The sequence below is a fragment of the Paenibacillus sepulcri genome, assembly GCF_042647105.1.
Classification (GTDB): Bacteria; Bacillota; Bacilli; order Paenibacillales; family Paenibacillaceae; genus Paenibacillus_Z; species Paenibacillus_Z sepulcri.
This window is the reverse complement of the sequence record NZ_JBHRUP010000001.1, coordinates 5426355-5450297: the sequence shown is the minus strand read 5'-3', so window position 1 is coordinate 5450297 and position 23943 is coordinate 5426355. Positions and strand designations below refer to the sequence as shown.

Below are 23943 nucleotides of genomic sequence, written 5' to 3'. Positions count from 1 at the left end.
GTCTACTATCTTGACAGAGGTCCAGACATCGCGGTTGTGCATACGGATGCAACCGTGACTTTGATGTTGTCCGATGGAATAGGGCTTGTTCGTGCCATGTATGCCGTAATACCCCCAAGGGACGTTTAATCCCAGCCAACGAGGTCCATACGAAGCTCCCCAGTTCTTTCCTTTATACATGACCTGGTATTCCCCAACAGGGGTTGGGGTAGTTGGATTTCCAACAGCAACGGAATATGTCCTGAATTTCTGTCCTTGCATGCTCACAACAAGTTGATGTTTTAACGGAAATACTTCGATCGAATAAATCCCTTGTTCGTTTACTATCGGTAGCGATGGATCTGCAGAAAGGGCATCTCCGGTATTTCCAATCATGCTGCAACTTAATAACACAATTGCAGCTATGCGTAGTGGAAGGAATAGGATTATTCGGTTCATCTATATCACCACACCTGCAAAAAATTAAGTTGTATCTAATTTATCCTTTTGCTTGATTTTCATCCATGTGAGCGGAGTTGAATACAAGGACATAATGCAGATGACTGTAGGATTCTGAAAAAAGGGGCATAGAAGGGAGCTTTGGCATACACAGCCTTGTCAAGAGATTCGTGAGCGGCTAAAGCTTGCTGCTGGTGGATCATTTACTCACCTTCTTCTAAAATATTATGCTGCGCGGCAGCATATACATGTGGACCTGGCCTGTTCCGTTATCGACTAGTTCAACATGAAAAAAGCTGGTCACCGATGTTGAATAAGAAACTTGAAACGGGTCATTCTATGACATAACCGATAACAACAAAGATATGGGCTGGCTTAGTTTTCTCGGATTAATCGGATTGGGCGGCGGAAGCCGTGAATGTACTCTAAGCACCAAACCAGTCAGTTCATATTTGCCGGGCTTGACCTTTGAGGTTCCCCCTTGCCAGGTTTGTTCAGAAGGAAAGGAGATGCTCTTCCGTTATGGATAAAGAAAGTGCCATTTGGACAGCTTTGGAGGAAGTACACGATCCTGAGGTAGGAGCTAATATCGTCGATCTTGGACTTGTATATGGAATTACTCTAGAAGAGAATGGGTTAGTGAGAATAAGAATGACACTTACAATTCCTGAATGTCCACTAGCCGATGAAATCGTAAAGGAAGTAGAAGAAGCTGCGGCATCCGTATCTGGTGTTAGCAAGGTCGAGGTTTTACTTGTATGGGAACCAAAATGGACTCCAGCAAGAATGAATGACAATGCCCGGGAAGAAATCCGATCGCACACCACTCATTTATGATTGTAATTGTACTGGAGCTAGCCCTGTGATGCCAACGTGCAGAATCCAAAGGAGCGCCCTCTACTTGACCATAGAGGGCGATTGGTGTTTGTGGGGCATCTATAGAAGGCAAATAAGCCGCTGTTCCGTAAAGTAATGCAAAAAACTGAGAATCATCTCATCTAAGTTGAACCCTCCGGTCGAACTGGAGTTTTCCTAGGCGGTGGCTATTTTCTATCAAAAAGGAGTTACGGCCAACTAATTTGCATTACGGCAACCGTGTATGCACAAGATTCTACGCAAATGAGAGCCTTTCGACGTATACATTGGAATTTAAACTATGGGAGGGTATTGCGATGATATTCCGCGGATGATTCTGAAAACCTGTTTTTGAAATACTTCAAGCGGATCTTGCCTCAGCACAACGATGGCAAGGAGTAAAAAAGACCTTGGACTCATTAAAAAATTCGCGGGAATAAGAAAGAACTTTCTAAGGTTACGAAAGTTCTTTACCGGAGAGTTCCGAAAGTTTATCTAAATAAGCACGTAAAATGTCAGGCTGAAACACGAGACTCATATATTTACCTTCACGGATGTTCTGAATTAATCCTGCAATTTCAAGCTCTTTGAGATGATGAGAGATGGTTGCAGGACTTACATTATGCGTTTCTTGCAGTACACTGCAGGGCAACGGATCATTGGATGCACTGATTTCTTTTAACATTTCATAGCGTCTTGGTTCAGCAAGCGCTCGAGAAATTCTGGCAAATTGTTGATCGTTTAAGACTGTCATCGACACCTCTCCTTTTTACAATAAGTTCAGTACAGTAATGATACAATCTTTATATAATTATATACTCATCATATTGTATGCTGTCAAGTCTTCTTCAATTGCGGAACATACGAATTGAAAAACTCCATCTTAGCCAATGATGAGCCCTTTTTTTATGCCAACAGATTGGCCGGCGGCTTCTTTGACCTCGAATCTTTGCTCCAAAATACGCCAATAACGCAGACGCTTTGATGTCAACTTCAGCGGTCGCAATGCATGCGGACAAGAAGAACCATCGCTGTCACCAGAGTCGACGGTCCAAGCGAAATTTTTCAGACCAAAAAGTTAAATAACGTCGGGAATGAGACAAAGTTCTTGTCATTCAATTTTGACCAAGAACTTGATCCCGTACATAAAAAGGCCGCGATTTCCGCGACCTGTAATGAGATATGTTTTTGTTACGTTACATGTATCCCTATTAATAGTACACACTCCAAAAAGCTCCTCCGCTCATCAAGTTGAATACGCGATTACGGCTACCTCCGCCGTCTAGTCCTTGGAGCCGAAATAGTGGCAGGCGATCCTGCCGGGCTAATGAAATCTGCCGACACCGACACGGGCGATGTCCCGGTTGCCATAGAGGTTTGGACCGGGGAGGCAGATCTGTCCGGAGTCACCGCAGCTGGCTGGCCCGTTGCGGCGAGGCTTTGCTGAAGTGCTTCCATGAGGTCTACAATCGGCGTCATTTGCGGTTGTTGCTGGACCGGTCTGTTTTGTATCTTTGCATTTAGGAGTTCTTGCAGTGCAGCTTCATAGTCACTTCTGTAGTCGTTTCGGAAAACCGCGCTGATTTGGTCAATTAATTGTACGGCCATTTGAAGTTCGGACTCGTTAAAAGGCGTTCCACTTTGAAGTCCCGGCACTTCCCTCACGGGCCATATTTCTGAGGGGTAGTAAATGAAGTTGAGAAGGAGACAGTTCTGATGCAGTCGAAGGACGGCTAAATGCTCGCTGGTTCGAAAGGCGATTTTGGCCACAGCGACCATTCCTGTTTGGTTCATGGCAGCATGCAGAAGCCTGTAAGCTCTGTCGCCGAACTCTCCCGGCCCTAAATAATAAGCATTTTCAAAATGAGATCGGGTCGATGTTATCTTGCTTCGTAAAGTGAAGAATCCCGATGGTCCTCAGCGTGGGAAGCGGCAGCTTGTCCATCTCCTCTTCGGTCAATGTGACAAAGCTTCCTTGCGCATACTCGTAGCCTCGAATGATCTCGCCTTGCCCGATCTCGCGCTGGCATGCGGGACACCATTTTCGATACTGGATAGGCTGCTGGCAAGTTACATGTAAACTTCGGAAATGAGTCTTATGTTCTTCCGTTGCTTTATACATACTCACTGGAATGTTCACCAAACCAAAGCTGATCGTGCCTTTCCACATTGAACGCATAAAATGGCTCCTTTTCACTTTCTCCGTCTTTCCTTCATTAGTTCGGAGGCTGATCGCTCGTTCTTTCCTCGCCATGCACTGTATATGACACGGCGATGTTGTCGTTAACTTTAAGTGTCATATCCGATAAGCTGTAGCGTACTTTCATTGCCATTTATGAACGCCTCCATTGGTTGGACCATATGTCCTTCCGTATTGTGTACGCATGAATTACCAATTATTCTTTTTTAGGAAAACGAACTCGACAGACTGATTTGAATGGCAAAAAAACGTACCTCGGGGACATGGTTTTGTCGAGAGTTCGATGGTCGAATGGCTTCAACCCGCCTGCAATATCCAGGCAGCCAGGACTTATTTCTTGTCGTAGATCCTGGGTCCAAGAAGCCCCGTATTCCTTAGTTTGTTCTTTCATATTTCTAAACTCTTCATCCTCGCTGAAACGTCCATATCTTCATTGCCTGGCTCTGGACTGACTTGTCTTGTCATGGCATTTTTCCGACAAGTCCCATGATCGCATACATTTGGAGCAATCTTTGCGGCAGCATGGCGAGCAGAAAGATAAAAGGCAGTATGAAATAGGCAAACATTTTATGGTAACGCAGATGAAACATTTCTATTCCAATCCGGAAGTCTTCACAATAAATAACGGGACAGCGCAGATTTAGTTAGTTCTGGCTGTCCCGTTTCTCTTTGTTTGATTAATTATATGAAGTCCAATAGTCAGGTTCCAAATGTTAACGGGATTGCTGAAGCATTGGAGGCCCAACAATCAGAGTGTCATTCTGCTCGGCCAGTCGCCCAATTTCCTCGAGTGAATGTCGGCCGATTGCAGGGAAGAAATCGTCAATCCCGCCAGGTGCGAAGGTGAAAAGGATACGTCCCATTTCGGATCCGACGTTAGCCCACGCGTGAGGTACGCCGCGGGGAACCACGACGCTCGTTCCTGGAGCAGCTTCAAATTCATCCTCTCCGCATTGGAAACGGAACGTTCCTTCAAGAATCTCGAATACCTCTTCCCGTTCCTTATGAATATGCTTCGGGGGACCAATCAAAGCCGGTACACGCGCTTCGACGACGGTTATCGCTCCTCCAACTTGATGGCTGTGGATGCGAATGGCCATTTGTTCACCCGGCATCGTGTCGAACCATTCGAGATCCTTGGCGAAAGTAACGGCTGCTCCGGTTACGGCTTTATTTGTCTGTTCCATCTTTCATTCTCCTTTACTCTATCCGGTCTTTTTCTACAACCGAGATAATCTATTAATGGGCTTCCGAATTTTTTCATAAGCTTCTCTAATTCTGATCAAGACGACACCTATACTGGTTATATAACTTCGGATTTTAAGATTGCATATCCGCTTTCTTTTTATCGGACTCAAACGTCAAACGAACTTTTACCGTGAGAATATAAGGCGGCAGAAAGCCTTCAGCGAGTAAAGGCGTTCTGCTTCCTTAGCACTTTTCTTCTATATTGCAAACGTTAAACCTATCAGCTGTTCACTAAGGCTCCAGAGTCGATCGGCCGCCTTGGGATCGATCGCATATGGCATCACGCCGGAGTCCGTTAATGTCGAATTGTTGTCCAATTGAAATTCGGACTCAGCGTCCTGCCCCAGAGCGGTGATATCGCAGTTCTCGCAATAGACGCCGCCCATATTGTCAAGCTGTGGGCTCGTCGCACACCATACGCTGGTAGCAGCCCCTTGCCCAACCGTCTTGAGATTTTTCGTCGGGTCGAGAACCGGCTGTCCGTTTTCGTCGATGACGCCCGCCGCGAGCAGATCCTCATTCGAAAGATGTTTTTCGAGACCGGTGCCGACGATGCTGCCCGGATGAAGGGAAAAGGAGCGCACGCCGTCGGCCTGGCCACGCTTGTCAAGCGCGACCGAGAAAAGAATGTTGGCCGTCTTCGACTGACCGTAGGCCCCCCAGCGGTCATATTCGCGTTGCTCGAAATTGGGATCATCGAACACGACAGGGGAAAAGTGATGCCCCCAGGACGAAACTGAGACCACCCGTGCGCCGTTCGCCTTGCGCAGCGCGGGCCAAAGCCGCGCTACAAGCTGGAAATGGCCCAGATGGTTCGTCGCGAATTGCGATTCATATCCTCGCGAATCGCGTGTCAGGGGAGATGCCATAATGCCTGCGCTGTTTACCAGGATGTGCAGTGGCTGGCCGGAGGCAAGAAACTTCTCTGCAAAGGCATCGATCGAGGCAGGGTCCAGTAAGTCCATCACTTCAATTTCGATGCCATCGATGTCCGCAAGCGCGGCAGCGGCTTTGTTGCGATCACGCGTCGGGACTATGACCTTGGCGCCAGCAGAACGCAGCACACGCGCGGTCTCAAGACCGAGTCCGGAATAGCCGCCGGTGACGATTGCAATTTTGCCGGACAGATCGATACCCTTGATAACGTCTTCGGCTGTCGAGGAAGCTCCAAAGCCGGAGCTGATGGGTGTTTGCTTAGTTGTCATATAAAAGATCTCCTTTAGAATGTTTTATGAAAAATATGACTTGAATTTTTATATAGCTGACTTGTGCCTTCCTAATGTCGGGATAGCGATTATAACAATTGCTCCCGCGTTGGAAAGAACTCGCGTCGTTTCTAGTCCTAGGAGGTCGCGACCCCGCAAGTGCCAATTGGGCGGTGGTTCCCGAATGTAAGGTTTTTAGATTGTTGTCATCATAACAGGTCTCCCTTGTTTGAAATTTAGACATTAAACGTTATTTGTCTATTCGTCTATATTATACGACTAGACAAAGTTTGTAAAGTGTATAATAATTAAATTCATGGACGACAAAAAGAAGCTGCATATTCTATCCGTTGCGTTGGACGTGTTCTTCAAGTATGGCTATAAGCGAGTGTCAATGAATGAAATAGCAGAGGCCGCCGGTATTTCGCGTGCGGGTCTCTATTTGCACTTCAAGAACAAGGAGGAAGTTTTTAACGCAACGATTCTACATTATGGCGACACTCTCATTGAAGAAATAGTGGAAGGACTTTCTTCCAAGAAAACGCCTGAAGACAAAATTTTATATGCGTTGGAAGTGTGGTCTATAAACAATTTCGATCAATCGTTGAACTCGCCGGAAGTAAAAGAAATGACCGACAGCTCTTACGTATTCGCCCAGGAGGCACTCGATGCGAGCTACAATAAACTTGAAGTCGTTCTGACCTCTATTTTGGAATCGCGATCGAAATCCGCCGGCAGCCCAAACAGCCTTTCTCCAGAGAAATTGGCGCATCTTTTAACAAGCGCATTGCGCGGGTTTAAAATTGTCGCCAGAAACTCGTCGGAGCTTCGCCAAATGATTGAAGACTTGCTCCTAATTATTCTTACCTCTTAGAGAGGAATGGTTCATCTCTGCTATCGGAAAAGCCAACTATAGGGGGGCTTTTTTGCGCTTTTTTATTCCCTTAATCAATAAAATAATTTAAGCAAATTGAAGTGTGCACCTCCAGAGATGCACTAAACTGAAGTAACCTATTGACTGTGTGGTGTATTGGCGGGCGACCTTTGTTCTTGGTTTTATTTACGCGGAGGGAATGGTTATCCCGGGCCATCGAAGAGTCGACGAACGAACCGACCCTTCGGGGACCCAGGAAAGCTTTACCGGACCAACGTAGCGCTGCTGCGGAGATGATTGACGACGAGGCTGAAGATCGAATGTCGGGCGGCGGGGATGCACTACAATTGTTACTCAAGAGCTTCTATGCCGCTCGCTGCGGAACCGTTGTACCCATTCCTCCGCAATATCATCGGCTGATTTATCTAATGTGAGCGGAACAACCTACAATATGGCCGCGTCCGCAGCCTTGCTACTTCACGGGCTTCGCGAGCTGCTGCGAGAGCTCATATGCGCTTCGCTCTACCCAGTTGTGGGCGAGCTTACCATCGCGAACCTCCCATACCGCGATGCCGGAGATCTGAATCGGGCGATCGTCGGGCGGGGAACCGAGTACACCTTGGTTGTACCCCGTGACTACCCAGCGCGAAACAACGCGCGTGCCGTCGGCGCCGCTGAACATGTCGAGGCTCTTCAGCCTTATGTCGCGGATCTTCGAGGTGAAGTTGCGTGCCCACTCCTTGAAAGCAGCGCGACCCACGACTTCACCATCTGGGTTCGAGAGGATGAAGTCATCGGTGCAGAGACGGTCGATCGCATCGAGGTCCTGCGGAAGGTTGTAGACTTTGGCCCAGAACTCCGTGAGAAGTTCTTCGCCGTGACTGCCGAATAAAGCCATCTGTCATAATCACCTCATGCATATATTTGGTTTAACTAAACTCTCGTTACTTTATATAGAAAACCACCGTAATACGCTGGTCAGCGGCTGAACTATCGTATCCTTTAGTCTATAGTTCCTTTCGGTAGCGGACTAGTCCAGAGATCTTGGTTTGCAAGCTAACCTTAGAGCAGCGGTATCAAAACGCAAACAAACCGTTTAAAACAGCTGCTGTACCCCAGCGCTTTAAGCAGTTTGATGGCGGATTTTTTTACATCACGTTTAATTGGACGTCTATATTGCCGCGAGTCGCCCTCGAGTACGGACACACGTCATGCGCCGCTTCGATGAGCTCCCGAGCCGCGTCCCGTTCCACGCCAGCCAAGGCGATGTCGAGCTTGACTGCAAGCTTAAAATGGTCTGCTTCATCTTTACCAAGAGTCACGTGCGCCGTCACTTCCGTACTGTCCAGTTTGATTTTCCTTTCCCGGCACACTACATTGAGCGCGCTCTCGAAGCATGCCGCGTATCCGCCCGCAAACAACTGCTCTGGATTGGTTGCCCCTCCCGGTCCTCCCAGCTCCTTCGGATGTACCACATTAAGGATCAGCATGCCGTCGCTTGACTCCAGCCTGCCGTCCCGGCCTCCAATCGCTTTGACGCTTGTCGAATAAAGCTCCTTCATTGTTCTAAATTCCTCCTGTAATTGCGATCACGTTGCATTCCTACATGTTACCCATATCTTCTTCAAAATAAAATAAAGCGGCGCATTCCAGGTGTCCAGTGAAAATAAAGTTTAAAACAGTTCGTTGATGGATGAATGCAGGATCAGCGACTAAAAATGTTTCACGGCCTCTTAAATAAAACCAGCCGCAGCCTTGGACCAGAAAAATAAAGTCTGAACTGCACCCCGTCAAGTAGACAGTACAAAGGGGGCAGCATGTGGCTTTAAGCCTTAAACCATACAATTCAGTCATTCAGGGACCTGAATCGCGAGACATTATTTGCTCAGGTCGGCCGGAATCAAAAGGCAGACCCTCCGAGGATCTGCCTTTTCTCTGTTTCGATTTCAAGTCGTTAATTTAGCATATACAACAAAGAACAGCATCAATTCTCCAATGATCATATAATTTGGCATCAGGCAAAACAAATCCACCGTAAAAAAAACGCCAAGTAGCCCCAATAATAACGCTAAATGATATATCCCCAATCTTTGATGAAAATGTCTGTATTTATGGAAGACCAACGTGGTTGAAAAAAAGTAAAGCAGTACAGATCCGAAAATAAAACTTAACATAAATGAATACTTTAATTGCTCCAAAAATAACAATTGGATCGAGGCTGCAATCATACACATGGATAAATAAATGAACAAATGGCCATAAATGATGATTTGCCCGGCAGTCTCTATTGTCTTGTTCACTTTCTTTTCGACATTGTCAAAATATTGCCACCACATAGCAATAATTAATAAAAAAGTGAGAGACGCAAATAAAATAGATTGCCAAGTCCAGTAGCTGGACTGCAATACTGCAAGTATACTGATTACTGATTCACCAAGAAGAATGAGTGTAAATAGAGAGAAGCGTTCTAATAAATGATGGGTATTAATTGGGCTTTTCACCAAGTATTTTCGACCGATTAATGGGAGTAAAATGTCTACTGTGATTCCTGCATACAAAACGACATAACGAATCCACGAGTCAAAAAAAAGGGAGCAGGAAGATATCACCAATCCAATCCAAAAGCGGCTCCCCAAATAACGGGCAGTGATTTTTCTATGTGCTTCTTCTTTTTTATGTACCGACATATATTGAATGGCTGTCATAGCTCTTAAACCAACATAGCCTATTAAGAAAGGAACATAGTATTGATCAAAATTAACTGATAGACTGGCTGTCATTATTAACACAAAAAATAGTTGTACAATCAGAAATATTCGGTGTGATAAGTTATCTTTTCCAAATCGATTTACAAAGAGAGATTGCCCGACCCACGCCCACCAGATCGGAACAAATATGAGGAAGAATTTGGTTAAGTATTCAATTGGAATTGAACCCAATTCGACATGTAACAGGACATGACTCGCTTTTGAAACTGCTGCAACAAACAGTAGATCATAAAATAGCTCCAGCCAGGTCACTTTCTTCTCGGCAGATGCTTTATTTTGTTTATATCCCGATGTGTTTTTATTCATCGTTTTGCTCCTTTGGTTTGGATGTGTGGAGAGAGAATACTTGAAGCTGAGAAAGGAATCTTACCGAGGGAGCGTAATCATTTTATTTCATTAATGACTCTAACTCATGAAGAACATCCTTTTACATCACAATCAGGATTTAACATTTTAATCATCTCTGCAGATATAGGGGCGCCATCATAAATTTTCGTAATTATATCTAATGATGGTGTTAATTCGAAATAATCTTGCGCGAATTGTATAAAAGCCTCTGGCGTGTCAAAAACCCAGTCAGTCAAAGAAATAAATATTAAGATTTATGAACAACAGTTCCCCTAAAGATATATGGGGCTGACCATTCTTTAATCTCCCCCTTTAATTCACTGGGGATATGCATGTGCGTTTCTGCTATTTGGGGTTTCAGCCAAGTAATTTCCTCAATTTCCTCTGGAAATAAAATTTTTATTTCCCCATCCACTATCCTTCCTCTAAAAGTAAAGAAGATAACGTGATGTCCACTTTCCTCAAAAAACGCTTCACTCACTGTTAAGATACCATCTAATTCAACGTCTAATCCGGTTTCTTCTTTAACTTCCCGAATAGCAGCCTGTTGTAATGTTTCGCCCTGTTCCACCGCTCCTCCAGGGAGTGTGTAGTATGAAGCTTTATCTCCTTTATTTTTTACCATCAATATATTCTCGCCAATCTCATCGTAGAGAAGTACATATGCAACATGTACTCTTTTCATATAATCCTAACCCCTTTGACGTATTAATTTCCATATAAATATTCGTCTAATGACTTTATTATCCTGCCAGTTAGCGTAGCGAAGGGCTGCCGCGCGGCAGCCCTTCACATTGTGCTATCGCGCCCAGATCGTTGAACAATCAACTATCCTATCCGAAGGCTACAGTCATACTTGTAATAAGCAGCAACAAAGATACAGGTGTCCAAATTCTTCTTTCCCATTTGCTCCTCGTAATAATGTTCAATACAGTAGCAATCACCGAAAAAATCACAACAAACCAGATAGCCGCATTTGCAAAGTGGTACCAGTCAGTAAACATGAAGCCTGACTTACTTAGCACGATTGACGCTAGTAATGCCAGCATGATGACCTGAAATAAAGCGGTGAAACGCATTGCTGGTGGATATTTTCCAGGAAACTTCCCGCCCATTGCATAACTTCCCCAAGGCATTCCTGCAGCTAATGCAAGTTGAAAAAGAATTACAATTCCGATTAAAGTAGAGAATGCGATTGCTGACACCAATATGTACATATCCCCACCTCCTTATGTTGATATCTATATGAAATCACAACAAGTTATACCACTTAACTAAACACCTGTTATCTCAACCCCCAGTAGACGTCTTTAGCGAGCAGCGCAGCGGCCTCCTGCCGAAGCATCGGTTTCTCCGAATCGTAATCGATTGCACCGACAGTATCGGTAACTGTTTCCGGTCCGTACATAACTGGTGGCTACCACGCAGTGGACCCCCTCTTCGCCCATGGAGCTGGCTTATCGCTCAGCTTTGCCTGCTTCGGTGGTGTACCGAACTGTCACAGATGATCGTCGACTACCACCGGCTCCCCCTGGTATAAAACAACAAGATATGCATAAAAAAAAGCAGCAGCAGACTTGGACATGAAAAAAGGTCCTAGATTGCCGTTGCTATGATTAGGCTATCGTGCCAGTTCGTATTATGAGGTCACCAGAACTTACTGGTCGACCTCATTTCTATATGGTCGTAAGATTGCAGTAGCCGGGGATTGAACGTTCGTGCCCGTAGGGACTGGGATCCCGAGAGCTATACCGTTCATCCCCCTACTTGTGTTGAACTAACGTTCCCCGTTAGTCGTCGTCACGTTGACGCTCCGGCTGCCGCCGTCCCAAACGACCGGCAGACCGAAGGCGGCCGTCACCGCGCGGATCGGCATGTAGGCGATTCCGCCGCGGACGACCGGCTGCAGATCGGCGGCCGCCTTCTTTCCGTTGATCCACAGCGTCGCTGCGCCCTTGGTCGCACCCCCAGCCGCCGCTTCCGACGGCTTCGTGCGAATCAGCACGCTTCCGCTTGCGGCGTCCCAGACGACGGGTTGGCCCGCCAGCTTCGCGACGCCGCGCACCGGGACGAGCACATGGCCCGATACCGTGATCGGCGCAAGCGACGGATCGGCCGCCGGCACGCCGTCGACCGACAGGAACGGCTTGCCCGCCGGAAGCAGGTCGATGTTGGTTGTGGAAAATGGCCCGCCGTTCAGGCTCGGGATACGGATTGCGCCTTTGCCCGGCCGAATCGGCTTCAACGTGCCGTCCGCCGCCTTGCCGTAAGCCGGTATGGCGAACGTTACATCGTATCGGCCGAACGTCGTCGTTCCCGTGTAGATGACGAGAGAGGGATCGGGATCCGTGCTGGAGTAATGATCCAGAATCGGCAGCCAGGTGACGACGAACGGGGTGGATGCCTGCGAATCCCCGTTATCCCCTTCGAAATGCAGCTTCTCTCCGAAATACGCCGGATTGGGCGTGACGGCGAGTTCCGTCGGCAGCACCTCCAGCCGCCCGTAATCCCGGACCGCGTCGTCGTCCTTCAACACGACGGTTTTGCCGCCTTCGCCCGCACCGATAGCCATCTTCCCCCCGCCGATTTCATAGATTTGAACGCCGTCGCCTTGCTTGAAGTCGATGGACATGCCATGGAAAAACCGATCGAGAAAGTAGGCCGGCAACGTTTCTTCGACGCCCTTGGACGCGAATTTCTTCAAGATGCCGCAGGCGAGGGCGATGCCGTCCCGGTCTTCCTTGTCGGCGCCGACGTACGGAACATAAAGCTGATCGCCTTCCTGAAAATTGACCGCTGCGACGGTATCCGCCGAGCAGCCGGCGGCCATTTCGCTTAACGTTCGCGGTTTGGGCAGCGCGTCCCGCTCTTCCTGGTAAGACGGCCGCTCGTAGGTCAACCGCATCGAGTCGCCGTTTCCGTTTTCGGCCGGATCTGCGTAATAGAAATACAACTGGCCGTTCTCATCGTTGCCGGCATAAAGAAGCCCGTCGCCGCGGGCAGGCGTCTCGCCGCCGCGGGCGTTTGCAAGATCCTTGCCGGTCAGAAGTTTATCCGCCAGCGTGACGACGGAATCATCCTTCAGGTCGACCAGCGTCAGCAGGCCGGTCCGGTTCGGCCGGACGACCAAATAATCGTCGCCGATTCCCTGCACGAAGTAGACATCGTCCGCCCCAGTAAGCTTCGGCACATCGTACGTCTTGACCGCTTTCCCTTGGTCATCGTATACCGTGACGATTTTGCCGTCCGTCAGCACCGCATACTGAATCCAGCCGTCCGGATCGTATACTTGAAAGCCGGTCGCGGTCGATTCGTAACGTCCCTCGTAACTCGCCTTCGTCTGCGCGACGACGCGGCCGCCATGCAAGAGAATGCCGTACGCATCGTATCGGTCAGCGGGCTCCCCGTAATGGTCGACGACGGTCAGAACCGTATTGCCGCCTTGACCCCAACCGCCGTGCAGCGTCACCTCGCCCTGCAGCATCGCATCCAGCCGGCCGATGCCAACAGCCGGGGACGAGTCGTCCTTCGCCGAGTACAGGTCGCCGGTTTCCCGGTTCAGCCACAGAATACCCGACGCGTAAGATCGGACAAAATCAACCGAGCGCGCGATGTTTGCCGTTCGGGTCGACGCCTCCCATTTAACGTCGGCACCGGTCGCTTCCGAGAAAAATCGGAGCGGGGCGTAAATCCGCCCGTCGACGATGCGCAGCGGCGCGATCAAGGCGACCGGCTTCCCGTTCACGGCCGCGTTCGACGCACCGTAAACGAGTTTGACCGTAAGCTCAGGGTAATACATCGCCACAGTCTTGGCCGAGGCGTTCCAGGACACCGAAGTTCCGAGCAGCCCCCCGATATCGCGTACAGGCAAGTAGACGGTGCCCACATCGATGAAAGGCGGAGAATTTGGCTGAAAGACTTTGCCGTTCATTACCACTTTGATACCTTTCGCCGAGGTGGAGCCGCTCGTCTCGACGGCGGCCGCCGAGACGAACTTCGGGAACCCCGACGCTATAAGCGCCATCAACCCAACGGCGATGCCGATGAGGAAGAAAAACAGATGCGATTTGCGAAGCATGGATACATCCCCCTGTCCGTAATGAGCACTCAACGAATCATTAGACGATACGAAACGGGAAAGGTTGCGAAATTCCCTAAATCTGGGATTTATAAAATGAAGCGCGGGAGTCCTTCGTCGCTCCGTCATTCGCCTTCCCCCGCCGAGAACGCAGAAGGAACGAGCACCCCGTCTTTCATCCGGTACTCGGCTGTAATCGTCGCCACATAGGTACCGGGAGAGGCAAATACGGACATGTCGGACACGAGGTGGCCATCCTCGATCCGATAGTAGACGACCGCTCCGATTCCGAGTTTGTCGAACCACAAGCCGGCATCGTCGGCGTTGTACGTCTTCTCAATGGTCGTTCCGCCGATATCCAGTTTAACATCCACTCTGTCACTGCTCCGTTTTATTTCCGCCGCTTGCGCCGCAACTCTTGCCGCCGCCACCGGATCGGCCACTGGAATTTCGGTCATATGCCGCCGGAGAGCGTGTACCTCCGATTGCACGGACCCGGTTCCGGTGCCGATAACAAGCGCAACGGCCGCTTCCTCCTCCCCGTCGCCATCCAGATCATTCATCGTCACTGCCGGAGGATAGCTCGGATCTGTCGATCCCGTCCAATAGAACTCCTTGCTCTCGCCGCCCCATTCCACCAAGTAACGCTGATAGATACCGCTGTCCGAACGGGCCGCTTTTATCGTCAGACTTCCTTCCCGATACAGCTCGGTCCAGTCGGTATTCCGCACGTCCGGCGGGCTGTAGTAGCCAATCACTTTGCCCAGTATCGACTCCATGGCAAAAGCCCCGCGCAGTTGGCTGTCGTTGTAGCTTCTCCACCATACGTCTCCAAGCAAATAATACTGCTCCGGCCCCAGCTTAACCTCCTGATCCGTCCCGGCAAGCCTCTTCACGTCTTCGCGGCCTCTGTTCTCCGTGCCGTAGAAAGCTTCCAGCGGATGGCCGTCAATGTAGATTCGCCCTTTCGCGATGCGAACCGTTTCTCCCGGCAAACCGATGACCCGCGCGATATCATGAGGCTCCCGCGCCGCCGTTTCCGCATCTTCCGCGGCCGTCTCGTAATACACGATATCGCCGCGAGCGACCGGACGGTCGGAGGATTCGGAGCGGGTCCTGTAATAATCGCGATCGACGACAACCGGCTCGCCGAAGCCGAAATGGGCGCTCCATGCCATCGCGTCATTGGCAATCGTATGGACCAGCTGCAGCGCACCGATCGAAGAAACAGCCGGCAGCTCCTCTAGCGTCACTGTATCCGTTACGGGAGCCCTCGATTCGAACAGTCCAGCGATTTTCTCCCCGGCGGAGCGCAGAAGTCCCGGCTCGAACCGAATCGCCGCCAACGAACCGGCAAGCAAAGCAGCCAGCAAGACCAGAACGACGGCCGGTCGGTGGAGGACGCGTTTTTCCGACCGTTGCGGCTCCGAGGCGACTCTGTTTTCCCACCGCTCCCACATGTCGGCCGTAAACATTGGCTTGCGAAACGGTTTTTCCTTCAGCCTTTTCTCCCAATCCGGCTCAATGCTCATACCGCTCGCTCCCTTCATGGCCGCCGCTCTTCATCAGCTGCGACATTTTCCGCCTTGCCTTGTACAATCTGGACTTGACGGCCGATACGGACAGCCCGAGCGTTTGCCCGATCTCTTCCATCGACAGCCCGTAATGGGCCCGCAGCACCAGCACTTCGCGGTATTTGACGGGAAGACGCAGCACCGTATTCCATATATCGTCCGTCATCAGGCTCCGCATGAACGCCTCCTCCGCGGATTCCGTCCTGCCGCCGGCGGGCTGCAGACCGACAAGCGCGATTTTGCGCATAAAGGCCGATCTGCGCCACGTATACCAGCTGTTTCGGGCGATAACCAGCAGCCACGTTTTCACCGAGCTTTCGCCGCGATAGGAGGCAAGCCGCCTGAATGCTTTAACGAACGTCTCTTGAGCAAGCTCGTCGGCGGTATCCTTGTTCCCGGTCAAAAAGTAGGCGTAGCTCCACACATCGTCTCCGTATTCCTCCATCACCCGCCGGAAATCGGCGGAGCAGAGCGAAGACACATACTTCAGCGTATCGCTGTCTTCCGGCAAAACGTCCCCCTCCCTCTTCCTCTACCTAATAGACTGCGCAGGACGATGAAAGTTACCATTTTCCGAATCATGCCGGGTATAAAGGAAAAACGGCAGAACGCGGCGGGAATACGTTGCGGAGACAATGGGGGAAACATGCGGAGAGAGCGAAGGCCAAACTGCTGATCTCTTCAAAATTCCGCTAAGTGGATCTTTGATGTTGGCGACCCTGTGGCGAACAACCTCATTCTCTTTCGAGACAGAAGACGTAATCCCAGTGACCGGCAAGTTCTGGGCGAAGAAGAAAAGCACCGTCTATAAACATCTCTATATAAAAAAAGGCCATCTTGTTGGATGGCTGCTATCGTACCCGTTAACCGTACTATTTCTCTAAAGGTAGGGAAATACGTACTTTAAATAAATCACCATCAATTTCAATATCAAGATTGCCTTCATGAAGATCCACGATTGATTTCGCTATGGCCAGCCCAAGGCCAGAGCCTTCTGTATGACGTGACGAATCTCCGCGTTTGAACCGTTCAAACAGCTCATCCATATTTTCGCTGATCTCATATTTTGATACATTCTTAAACGCAATAATCGCATGATTATTCAACGTTCGTACAGTAATATAAACGCGTGAGTTTTCCAGTGAATATTTTAGGACATTTCCAATTAAATTATCAAAGACACGCCATAGCTTTTGTCCATCAACAAAGGCATATACCGGCTCTTCAGAGTTCGTAATCCGGAATCGAAGACTGGAATCGTTAATCATGTTATCATATTCCGCTAGCGCCTGTTGTAAAAGCTGGGCGAGATCGACCTTTTCCTTGGTTAATTCAACATTTCCGCTGGCCATTTTCGAAACTTCAAACAGATCATCAATCAGCACCTTTAACCGCTTTGATTTTCTGTCAATAATCTCAACGTAGGCTATCCGATCCCCACTTGATAGATCTTCCTTTTTTAATAGCTCGGTATACGTAATGATGGAGGTTAGCGGTGTCCGAAGGTCATGGCTTACATTTGTAATCAGTTCAGTTTTAAGGCGTTCGCTCTTTGCTTGTTCGTTCTGCAGCGTTCTTACTCCTTGTTTTAACACATTGATATTTTCAGCGAGCGTTGCCAGAACAGATTTTCCTGATATCGGCAGATCCTGACCCAGATTTCCTACAGCCAGCTCATTCGTCTTTATTACGATCCGGTTAAAATACCCGATTCTGATAATCAAGAGCAACACAATTGGAAGACCTATTACTGCAAACAGTATGACATATAAGAGAATAAAACCAGGATGCAAGCCCATCATCATTCCCGCTAAACCCAGACCAAATACGATCATCAATAAAATAAACATCTGCGCGCCTGTGCTCTTATTCAGAAAAGCATCTGTTAGGCTGCGTTTTGCCTGATTATAAAGCGACTTTACGCTCTGCCACGCTTTATTCAAGAGACCCTTTTCCCATTCTTTCTTTATATAGGGCCAATCCTTAAAATGTACTGCAAAAATTTTACTCTGAATAATGGTAATAACCAAAAATAACGAGGCAAAAGTTATACCGATAAACATATTCCAGCCGTAATCAAATGGATTCTCATATACATAAATAAATTGATCTCTGATAAAAAAAAGTAAACATACGGTACCAACACTTGTTAGGATAATAAATAATGCCCGAACATCAATTGGCAACTTATTGTAATAGGTAGTCCATCTTTCAACTATTGAAGGAATAGCTATCGCCTTCTTTCCGAAGACGACACATAGAATAAGAGCGGCTAAACTTGCGAAAGTATATACCCATAACGTTATTTTTTCCTGATTGTATCTATTGTAATCGATCATAACGGAGCTCGTTGAGGATAAGTCTCTAGTTACCGCAAACTCCCCTTTGAACGGAATAAATTTTTCTACCAGTTGATTATGTACTGGGTTCGAATTAAAAATCGATTGTTCTGTTGGAATAGAATAGCTGGTCATAAATAGCATGTTTTTGGAGTTCATCTTGTCTGTAACCGATTCATCATCGACAATACTCGAATTTGTATAGACTTTATCGGTAAGGCTGCTCTTAAAGTAATATTGAAATTGATTTATGTATCTTAAAAAATCCGTACGGTATTGCTCTCTCTCCTTGTAATACTCTTTCAGTTCCTCTTCTTTTTGGTTTATAACCTTTGCTCGGGCATATTCATTGCTTTTGAATATTTCGGTTATATCTTCGATCTGTTTATCTCTTTCTGCTATGTAGATGTCCACAGCCTCTTGATTATCTCCTAATGATGCTTCATCAATCCGCAATTGATAATCGCCTTTGAGGGAGTTAATTAGATTCGTTATATTTCCCAATCCATTCCGATAATCATTGATTTCATCTTCAGAAACCGTTATGGATTGCTTCGCTTCCTCAAAAGTAATGCTGTTTAGCTCGAACATGTTTAAATACTGAGCAAATAGATCGAGCTCGCTTCGAAATTCAGGCGTGTGAAAATAGTCGCGATGAACATAATTGCTGCCGAAAGTAAATACCACTAAGAGTCCGCTTAGGCCAAATGTAAACATAATAGCCCAGAAGCCAAAGCTTAATCTATTTTTCAATTTTATAACCAATTCCCCATACCACCTTTAAATAAGTTGGATTCTTCGGATTGATTTCTATTTTCTCGCGAATTTTTCTGATGTGGACGGCTACCGTATTTTCCGCGTTATAGCCAGGTTCCTTCCATACCCGCTCATAGATTTCATTGATCGAGAACACCCGGCCGGCGTTCGTCATCAATAATTCAACGATTTTATATTCTATAGGCGTAAGCTTCACCGGTTCTCCGAGGACCGATACTTCTTTGGCAGATTTGTCTAATGTAAGCCCCTTAAGATCAATCACTTTTTTAATGCCTTCATAAGTACCCAGAGCAACATACCTTCGCAACTGGGATTTTACGCGGGCAACGAGCTCCATTGGATTGAACGGTTTTGTGACATAGTCATCCGCACCCACATGGAGGCCTAATATTTTATCGCTATCCTCGCTTTTTGCGCTCAAAATAAGGATTGGAATGTTTTTCTTCTCGCGAATTTGGGATGTAGCGGCAATTCCGTCAAGCCTGGGCATCATAATATCCATAATAATGAGATGAATTTGGTGATCATTTATGATCTCTAACGCTTCAATTCCATCCTTTGCTTTTAACACGGTAACGCCTTCATTCTTCAAATAAATTTCGATTACGTCCCGTATTTCCTTTTCATCATCAACAACGAGCACAAAATAATTATCCATTTTTCACCCTACTTTCCAGCAGCCATCTTTCATTATCTTAATAGTAAACGAAAAATCTTAACATCCATTTACGATAATTATGAAGAACTTCTTAATATTTTTGTGGTTTGCCCCCGAATGCAACAAGAAAAACCGCCTCATCACGAGGCGGTTAATTGAATGATCTGTCCCAGACTGCGCTACCCAGTTAGCCGAACAATTTCTACCTATACTATTTGTTCTTGATTAAATCTGCAATCAAGATACCGTTTATTTTCAATCCAGTAATGTCGCAATCCGTTATCTCAACATTTGATAAATCACAATTTCTTAATTGCCCATTAGACAGGTTACAGTTATGAAAAAGAACTGGTTTATATGTTCCTTCAGGATTGAAGTTTCCGTCTCCCTCCATAGGAAGAACCACATTATGAAATTCCGTTCCAAATAGATGGACATGGTCAATAACAGCGTGGCTAAAGTTAGCATGCTGAATACCTAAACCCGACATGTTTGCGTTCGAGATTTTAATTCCACCCATATTAACATCATTCAAAGACATTTCACTCATGTTCACGTTATTAACTTTCGTCTTTGCCAGGCTGACATTATCAATATCAAGCTCCTCAGCTCTGACTTCCTGCCACTTAGACCCTGATATATCTGCTTTTTGCAAATTCAATGGTTCCGCCTTCAAGCTCATTCTCCTATCCCCCTTCGGATTATAAATTGATCCGCATTTGTATATTCAACATGCGTTTATCATTTTCCTTTATTATCCACTTAACTAATCTGTCCGTTAGTGCGAAGGGCTGTGTGCATGGTCAAGCAGTGAAATCCCTTTAACCCTTGATATACCGCAACGTCACTTTGGTGCCTTGTCCCAGGGCCGGTCCCTTACCATATCCCTGGCCGTTAGCATGATAATCGGCGTTTGCTTCGCTGTACATTAAGAGCCTTATTTGTACCAACGAGGTTGGCTGGTTTTCGTTCAATCAAAAATTACTCTGAGTACGCCTAAAATGATTACTACACACGCAACGATAATAACTATGCCCATGAACTCCTTCCATTTATTCCCTTTCGTGCCTATCATGCTAAATTAAGCCCAATTGTAAAATTTATCCTATCCTTCTCAGGGTTAAACGAATTAATTTAAATAACTGATTTCCATTGTTGATCACCTTTCCTTTAAGTTAAACCTTAAACTTTTACAACAATATTAAACGAACTATTGGGTTTCTGCGCAAGGGTTCAAGGAATATGAAACGAAATCTTGCATGAATGTTGTATGATCAAATATGAGCGGATGGAAAGAAAAGAATACGAGGAGGAACGACATGGTGAAAAGGCGGCCTAAAGATACCATAGCGGCGGGTCGTCGTCATACCGTTGGGCTTAAATCTGACGGCACGGTGACGGCTGTGGGTGATAATAAATATGGCCAATGTGATGTAAGCGGCTGGCGCGATATGGCGGCGGTCGCGGCTGGTAATGTTCATATGGCGACGAACACGGGTAATGCTCATACAATCGGTCTTAAATCTGACAGTACGGTGGCGGCTGTGGGTTGGAATAAGCATGACCAATGCGATGTAAACGACTGGCGCGATATTGTAGCGGTTGCCGCGGGTTGGCGTCTTAGCGTCGGGCTGAAATCGGATGGCACGGTGGTGGCTGTGGGTCGAAATAATGAAGGCCAATGCAATGTAAGCGGCTGGCATGATATGGTGGCGATAGCGGCGGGTGACTGGCATACCATCGGGCTTAAATGGGACGGCACGGTGGCGGCTGTGGGTAATAATCGATATGGCCAATGCAATGTAAGCGGCTGGCGCGGCATAGTGGCGGCAGCGGCGGGTTACCTTCATACCGTCGGGCTTAAATCGGACGGTACAGTGGCGGCTGTGGGTTGGAATAAGCGTGACCAATGCGATGTAAGCGGCTGGCGCGGTATTGTGGCAATAGCGGCGGGTAGTTATCATACCATCGGCCTTAAATCGGACGGCACGGTGGCGGCTGTGGGCTGGAATGAGCATGGCCAATGCAATGTAAGCGGCTGGCGCGATATTGTGGCGGTTGCGGCGGGCTGCGCTCATTCCGTCGGTCTTAAATCGGACGGCACAGTGGTTGCTGTAGGTGATAATGAATATGGCCAATGCGATGTAGGCGGCTGGCGCGGCATCCAACTGCCCGGCAAATAGTCTTCAATATTAATTAAAAAAAGTCCAATAACGACAAGCATTTGTCGTCATTGGACCGCCATTGTTAATATATAATTACCGGCATCATTCTATATAATCAGCGTCATTTTACCATGAAGTTCACATTACATCCTCGCAATCCCTTATCCTTTGTACGCCCTCATAGCCTTCCGCAGCTCACGAATGCTCGGACGCTTGCCGTACATCAGAACCCCGGCGCGGTAAATCCTCGCAGCCAGCCAGCCGACGATAAGTATCGACACGATCAGCACCGCGATCGAGATCCAGAGCTGCCATACAGGCGGATCGGACAGCCCCAGGCGGGTGACCATGACATAAGGCGAGAAGAACGGAATGAACGACGTCACTTTGACCAGCATCGTGTTGGGGTTGTTCAATCCCCCGAATATGCAGATATAGAAGCCTGCCAGTGAAAGCATCGTAATCGGCAGTACCGCCTGCCCGAGATCCTCGGTACGGCTGACGATGGAACCAACCGCCGCGAACATGGTAGCAAACAGGAAGTAACCGAGCAGATAGAAAAGGATCGAATAGACCAGAAGCACCGGATCGATTTCACTAAGCGAGATATTCATGTCCTTCAGAGTCTCCAGATTATGCGGCAGCGTCATATTAACAACAATGACGATAACATATACCGAGATTTGAGTCATCCCGACCAGGAACATGCCGAATATTTTACCGAACATCCCCTTAAGCGGCGATACGCTCGTAATGAGAATCTCCATGACACGCGAGCTTTTCTCGGCGGTTATTTCACTTGCAATCATCTGCCCCGTAATCATAATAGCCATGAACAGCATGAAGATAATGACATAGACAAGACCGATATCTATCGCTTGCTCCGAGGCCGTTTTCCCCTGCCCCACCGAGCCCGCGCCTTCGGATGTGGAGATTTGGACGGAATCGATGACCACCGGAGCCTGCAGCACCTGCTTCAGCTCATCGCTTAGACCCACACCGCTTAATATGGCATCATTCTTGATCGACAGCAGCGCAACCTGAAGCGATTGCGTCGAGCTTGTATCGAGCAGCGCTTCCGACTTGTACACGACATTCGGGAACGCGCCTTCTGCACCTGGTTCAAATTCGAGATAGCCGTCAATCTTCCCATCGGCGACCGCTTGTTTGAGAGCTTTTTCATTGGCTTCTTCCGACCCCGCATCGGGAATGGATACCATTTCGATATCCGGCTTCTCCTGGGCTTTATAATAATCGCCCAGCTGCGCCGCGATATGGCCGGGGGTAAACATCTGTGAGCTCAATTGATCCTGCGTGCTGTCCAGATAACCAACCGCCGTCGGCTGGTCCTCACCGCTGAATTTGGCGAAGAGATAAGGAAGATTAATGACCACACTAAGAATGATGGCAATAATAACGGTTGTAATCAGAAAAGCTTTTCCTCTGAATTTGTTCTTGACCGTAAATCCGACAACTGTCCAGAATCCGTTACTCATGATTATCACCTACCGTCTTTATAAAGATTTCGTTAAGCGTTGGTTCCATGACTTCAAAACGCGTGACATCCGTCTGCCCCATCGCCAGCTCCAGAACCGGTCTGCCTGCCGCTTCGCCCGATATCAGCAATTCATAACCATATTCATGACGATTCACCTTCTGTACGCCTTCAAGCGTTTCCAGTCCCGACACCTCGCCGGTTGTCGAAAGAATAATGCGCTCGCGCGGGAATTGATTCTTGATGCTCTTCAAATTGCCCTGCAGCACCTGATTGCCTTTATGCAAAATCGTAATATTGCGGCACAGCTCCTCGACATGCTCCATCCGGTGTGTAGAGAACAGGATGCTGGTGCCCGCATCGCGCAGCTCCTTGACTGTCGACTTGAGCAGCTCCACATTGACAGGGTCAAGGCCGCTGAACGCTTCATCCATAATGACAATCTTCGGCTCATGGATAACCGCCGCAATGAACTGGATTTTCTGCTGATTCCCTTTGGAGAGCTCCTCCACCTTCTTGCCGTAATACTCCGGTACGCTGAACCGGTCCAGCCATCTTCTTAGATTGCGGTCGGCATCCTTGCGGGACATGCCGCGGAGCTGGGCCAGATAGATGATCTGATCATTGACCCTTACCTTGGGATACAATCCGCGCTCCTCCGGCAAATAACCCAGATTGCGCAGCTGCTCCAGATCGTATGGCTTATCGCTGTAGTGGATGCTGCCTCCATCCGGGTAGATAAGTCCCAGCACCATGCGCATCGTTGTCGTTTTGCCGGCGCCATTGGCACCCAGCAGACCGTAAATCTCCCCCTGCTCCACTTCAAAATTGATCCCGTTAACCGCCGTTTTGTCCCCATACTGCTTCATCAACTGATTTACTTTCAATGCTTTCATTGATCCTTCCAGCCCCTCTCCTATT

The 23943-nt window shown here is 47.9% G+C and carries 22 protein-coding genes and 2 pseudogenes; 4 read left to right on the top strand and 20 right to left on the bottom strand.

From position 1 onward, the window contains the following. Window positions 1-3: 3 nt before the first annotated feature. A pseudogene (locus ACFOLF_RS23975) lies at window positions 4-438 on the bottom strand (L,D-transpeptidase); the annotation flags it as partial. A 522-nt stretch (window positions 439-960) separates the two neighbouring features. On the opposite strand from ACFOLF_RS23975, the gene ACFOLF_RS23970 reads away from it, so the two are divergent. Next, window positions 961-1275 carry a metal-sulfur cluster assembly factor gene (locus ACFOLF_RS23970; RefSeq protein WP_210038914.1) on the top strand — a complete coding sequence of 105 codons (315 nt, stop codon included), beginning with the start codon at window positions 961-963 and terminating at the stop codon, window positions 1273-1275. A 475-nt stretch (window positions 1276-1750) separates the two neighbouring features. Here ACFOLF_RS23970 and ACFOLF_RS23965 read toward each other — a convergent pair whose 3' ends face one another. Further along, window positions 1751-2047 (bottom strand): ArsR/SmtB family transcription factor, encoded by a 297-nt coding sequence (locus tag ACFOLF_RS23965; RefSeq protein WP_210038913.1) that lies wholly within the window; start codon window positions 2045-2047, stop codon window positions 1751-1753. Between the two features lie 549 nt (window positions 2048-2596). On the opposite strand from ACFOLF_RS23965, the gene ACFOLF_RS23960 reads away from it, so the two are divergent. Continuing rightward, window positions 2597-2740: a hypothetical protein gene (locus tag ACFOLF_RS23960; RefSeq protein ID WP_379113542.1), complete on the top strand. Its 144-nt coding sequence runs from the start codon at window positions 2597-2599 to the stop codon at window positions 2738-2740. A gap of 221 nt (window positions 2741-2961) precedes the next feature. On the opposite strand, the pseudogene ACFOLF_RS23955 reads toward ACFOLF_RS23960, so the two are convergent. The 4 genes and pseudogenes from ACFOLF_RS23955 to ACFOLF_RS23940 all read right to left on the bottom strand — a co-directional run. Then, window positions 2962-3177 (bottom strand): annotated as a pseudogene (locus ACFOLF_RS23955) (Ku protein); the annotation flags it as partial. Further along, on the bottom strand, window positions 3152-3472 hold the full coding sequence (locus ACFOLF_RS23950) for a Ku protein (RefSeq protein ID WP_210038912.1): 321 nt from the start codon (window positions 3470-3472) through the stop codon (window positions 3152-3154). The gene ACFOLF_RS23950 and the pseudogene ACFOLF_RS23955, both read right to left, overlap by 26 nt. Before the next feature lie 734 nt (window positions 3473-4206). After that, the gene (locus tag ACFOLF_RS23945) at window positions 4207-4680 is read right to left on the bottom strand and encodes a cupin domain-containing protein (RefSeq protein WP_210038911.1); all 474 of its coding nucleotides are present in this window, start codon (window positions 4678-4680) and stop codon (window positions 4207-4209) included. Between the two features lie 258 nt (window positions 4681-4938). After that, entirely contained in the window at window positions 4939-5946 is a 1008-nt protein-coding gene (locus tag ACFOLF_RS23940) for an oxidoreductase (RefSeq protein WP_210038910.1), read from the bottom strand. Window positions 5947-6262: 316 nt separating this feature from the next. Between ACFOLF_RS23940 and ACFOLF_RS23935 the strand changes: the two genes are divergently transcribed. Then, complete coding sequence (locus ACFOLF_RS23935; protein WP_210038909.1) at window positions 6263-6820, top strand: TetR/AcrR family transcriptional regulator; 558 nt, start codon at window positions 6263-6265, stop codon at window positions 6818-6820. A 472-nt stretch (window positions 6821-7292) separates the two neighbouring features. On the opposite strand, the gene ACFOLF_RS23930 is transcribed toward ACFOLF_RS23935, so the two are convergent. From ACFOLF_RS23930 to ACFOLF_RS23875, 12 genes are all read right to left on the bottom strand, one after another. Then, the gene (locus tag ACFOLF_RS23930) at window positions 7293-7718 is read right to left on the bottom strand and encodes an ester cyclase (protein WP_210038908.1); all 426 of its coding nucleotides are present in this window, start codon (window positions 7716-7718) and stop codon (window positions 7293-7295) included. Between the two features lie 250 nt (window positions 7719-7968). Then, on the bottom strand, window positions 7969-8382 hold the full coding sequence (locus ACFOLF_RS23925) for an organic hydroperoxide resistance protein (protein WP_210038907.1): 414 nt from the start codon (window positions 8380-8382) through the stop codon (window positions 7969-7971). 384 nt (window positions 8383-8766) lie between these two features. Further along, a complete protein-coding gene (locus tag ACFOLF_RS23920) occupies window positions 8767-9894 on the bottom strand; it encodes a low temperature requirement protein A (RefSeq protein WP_210038906.1) in 1128 nt (375 codons plus the stop codon). A 289-nt stretch (window positions 9895-10183) separates the two neighbouring features. Then, the gene (locus ACFOLF_RS23915) at window positions 10184-10621 is read right to left on the bottom strand and encodes an NUDIX hydrolase (protein ID WP_210038905.1); all 438 of its coding nucleotides are present in this window, start codon (window positions 10619-10621) and stop codon (window positions 10184-10186) included. Between the two features lie 148 nt (window positions 10622-10769). Continuing rightward, the gene (locus tag ACFOLF_RS23910; RefSeq protein WP_210038904.1) at window positions 10770-11153 is read right to left on the bottom strand and encodes a hypothetical protein; all 384 of its coding nucleotides are present in this window, start codon (window positions 11151-11153) and stop codon (window positions 10770-10772) included. Window positions 11154-11221: 68 nt separating this feature from the next. Beyond that, on the bottom strand, window positions 11222-11344 hold the full coding sequence (locus tag ACFOLF_RS23905; RefSeq protein WP_379113540.1) for a hypothetical protein: 123 nt from the start codon (window positions 11342-11344) through the stop codon (window positions 11222-11224). A gap of 369 nt (window positions 11345-11713) precedes the next feature. Then, on the bottom strand, window positions 11714-14143 hold the full coding sequence (locus ACFOLF_RS23900; RefSeq protein WP_210038903.1) for a copper amine oxidase N-terminal domain-containing protein: 2430 nt from the start codon (window positions 14141-14143) through the stop codon (window positions 11714-11716). Continuing rightward, window positions 14140-15546 (bottom strand): signal peptidase I, encoded by a 1407-nt coding sequence (gene lepB, locus ACFOLF_RS23895; protein WP_210038902.1) that lies wholly within the window; start codon window positions 15544-15546, stop codon window positions 14140-14142. Before lepB ends, ACFOLF_RS23900 begins: the two co-directional genes overlap by 4 nt. Continuing rightward, a complete protein-coding gene (locus ACFOLF_RS23890) occupies window positions 15536-16099 on the bottom strand; it encodes an RNA polymerase sigma factor (RefSeq protein WP_379113538.1) in 564 nt (187 codons plus the stop codon). The genes lepB and ACFOLF_RS23890 overlap by 11 nt, the downstream gene beginning before the upstream one ends. Window positions 16100-16460: 361 nt before the next feature. Beyond that, a complete protein-coding gene (locus tag ACFOLF_RS23885) occupies window positions 16461-18692 on the bottom strand; it encodes a HAMP domain-containing sensor histidine kinase (RefSeq protein WP_210038901.1) in 2232 nt (743 codons plus the stop codon). After that, window positions 18670-19362 (bottom strand): response regulator transcription factor, encoded by a 693-nt coding sequence (locus ACFOLF_RS23880; RefSeq protein ID WP_210038900.1) that lies wholly within the window; start codon window positions 19360-19362, stop codon window positions 18670-18672. Before ACFOLF_RS23880 ends, ACFOLF_RS23885 begins: the two co-directional genes overlap by 23 nt. Window positions 19363-19573: 211 nt before the next feature. Then, window positions 19574-20044 carry a pentapeptide repeat-containing protein gene (locus ACFOLF_RS23875; protein ID WP_210038899.1) on the bottom strand — a complete coding sequence of 157 codons (471 nt, stop codon included), beginning with the start codon at window positions 20042-20044 and terminating at the stop codon, window positions 19574-19576. A gap of 637 nt (window positions 20045-20681) precedes the next feature. Here ACFOLF_RS23875 and ACFOLF_RS23870 point away from each other — a divergent pair. Continuing rightward, window positions 20682-21545 (top strand): RCC1 domain-containing protein, encoded by an 864-nt coding sequence (locus ACFOLF_RS23870; protein ID WP_210038898.1) that lies wholly within the window; start codon window positions 20682-20684, stop codon window positions 21543-21545. Between the two features lie 143 nt (window positions 21546-21688). Here ACFOLF_RS23870 and ACFOLF_RS23865 read toward each other — a convergent pair whose 3' ends face one another. Beyond that, window positions 21689-23023, bottom strand: coding sequence for an ABC transporter permease (locus ACFOLF_RS23865; protein ID WP_210038897.1), 1335 nt, complete (start codon window positions 23021-23023; stop codon window positions 21689-21691). Continuing rightward, entirely contained in the window at window positions 23016-23918 is a 903-nt protein-coding gene (locus ACFOLF_RS23860) for an ABC transporter ATP-binding protein (protein ID WP_210038896.1), read from the bottom strand. Before ACFOLF_RS23860 ends, ACFOLF_RS23865 begins: the two co-directional genes overlap by 8 nt. Window positions 23919-23943 lie beyond the last annotated feature (25 nt).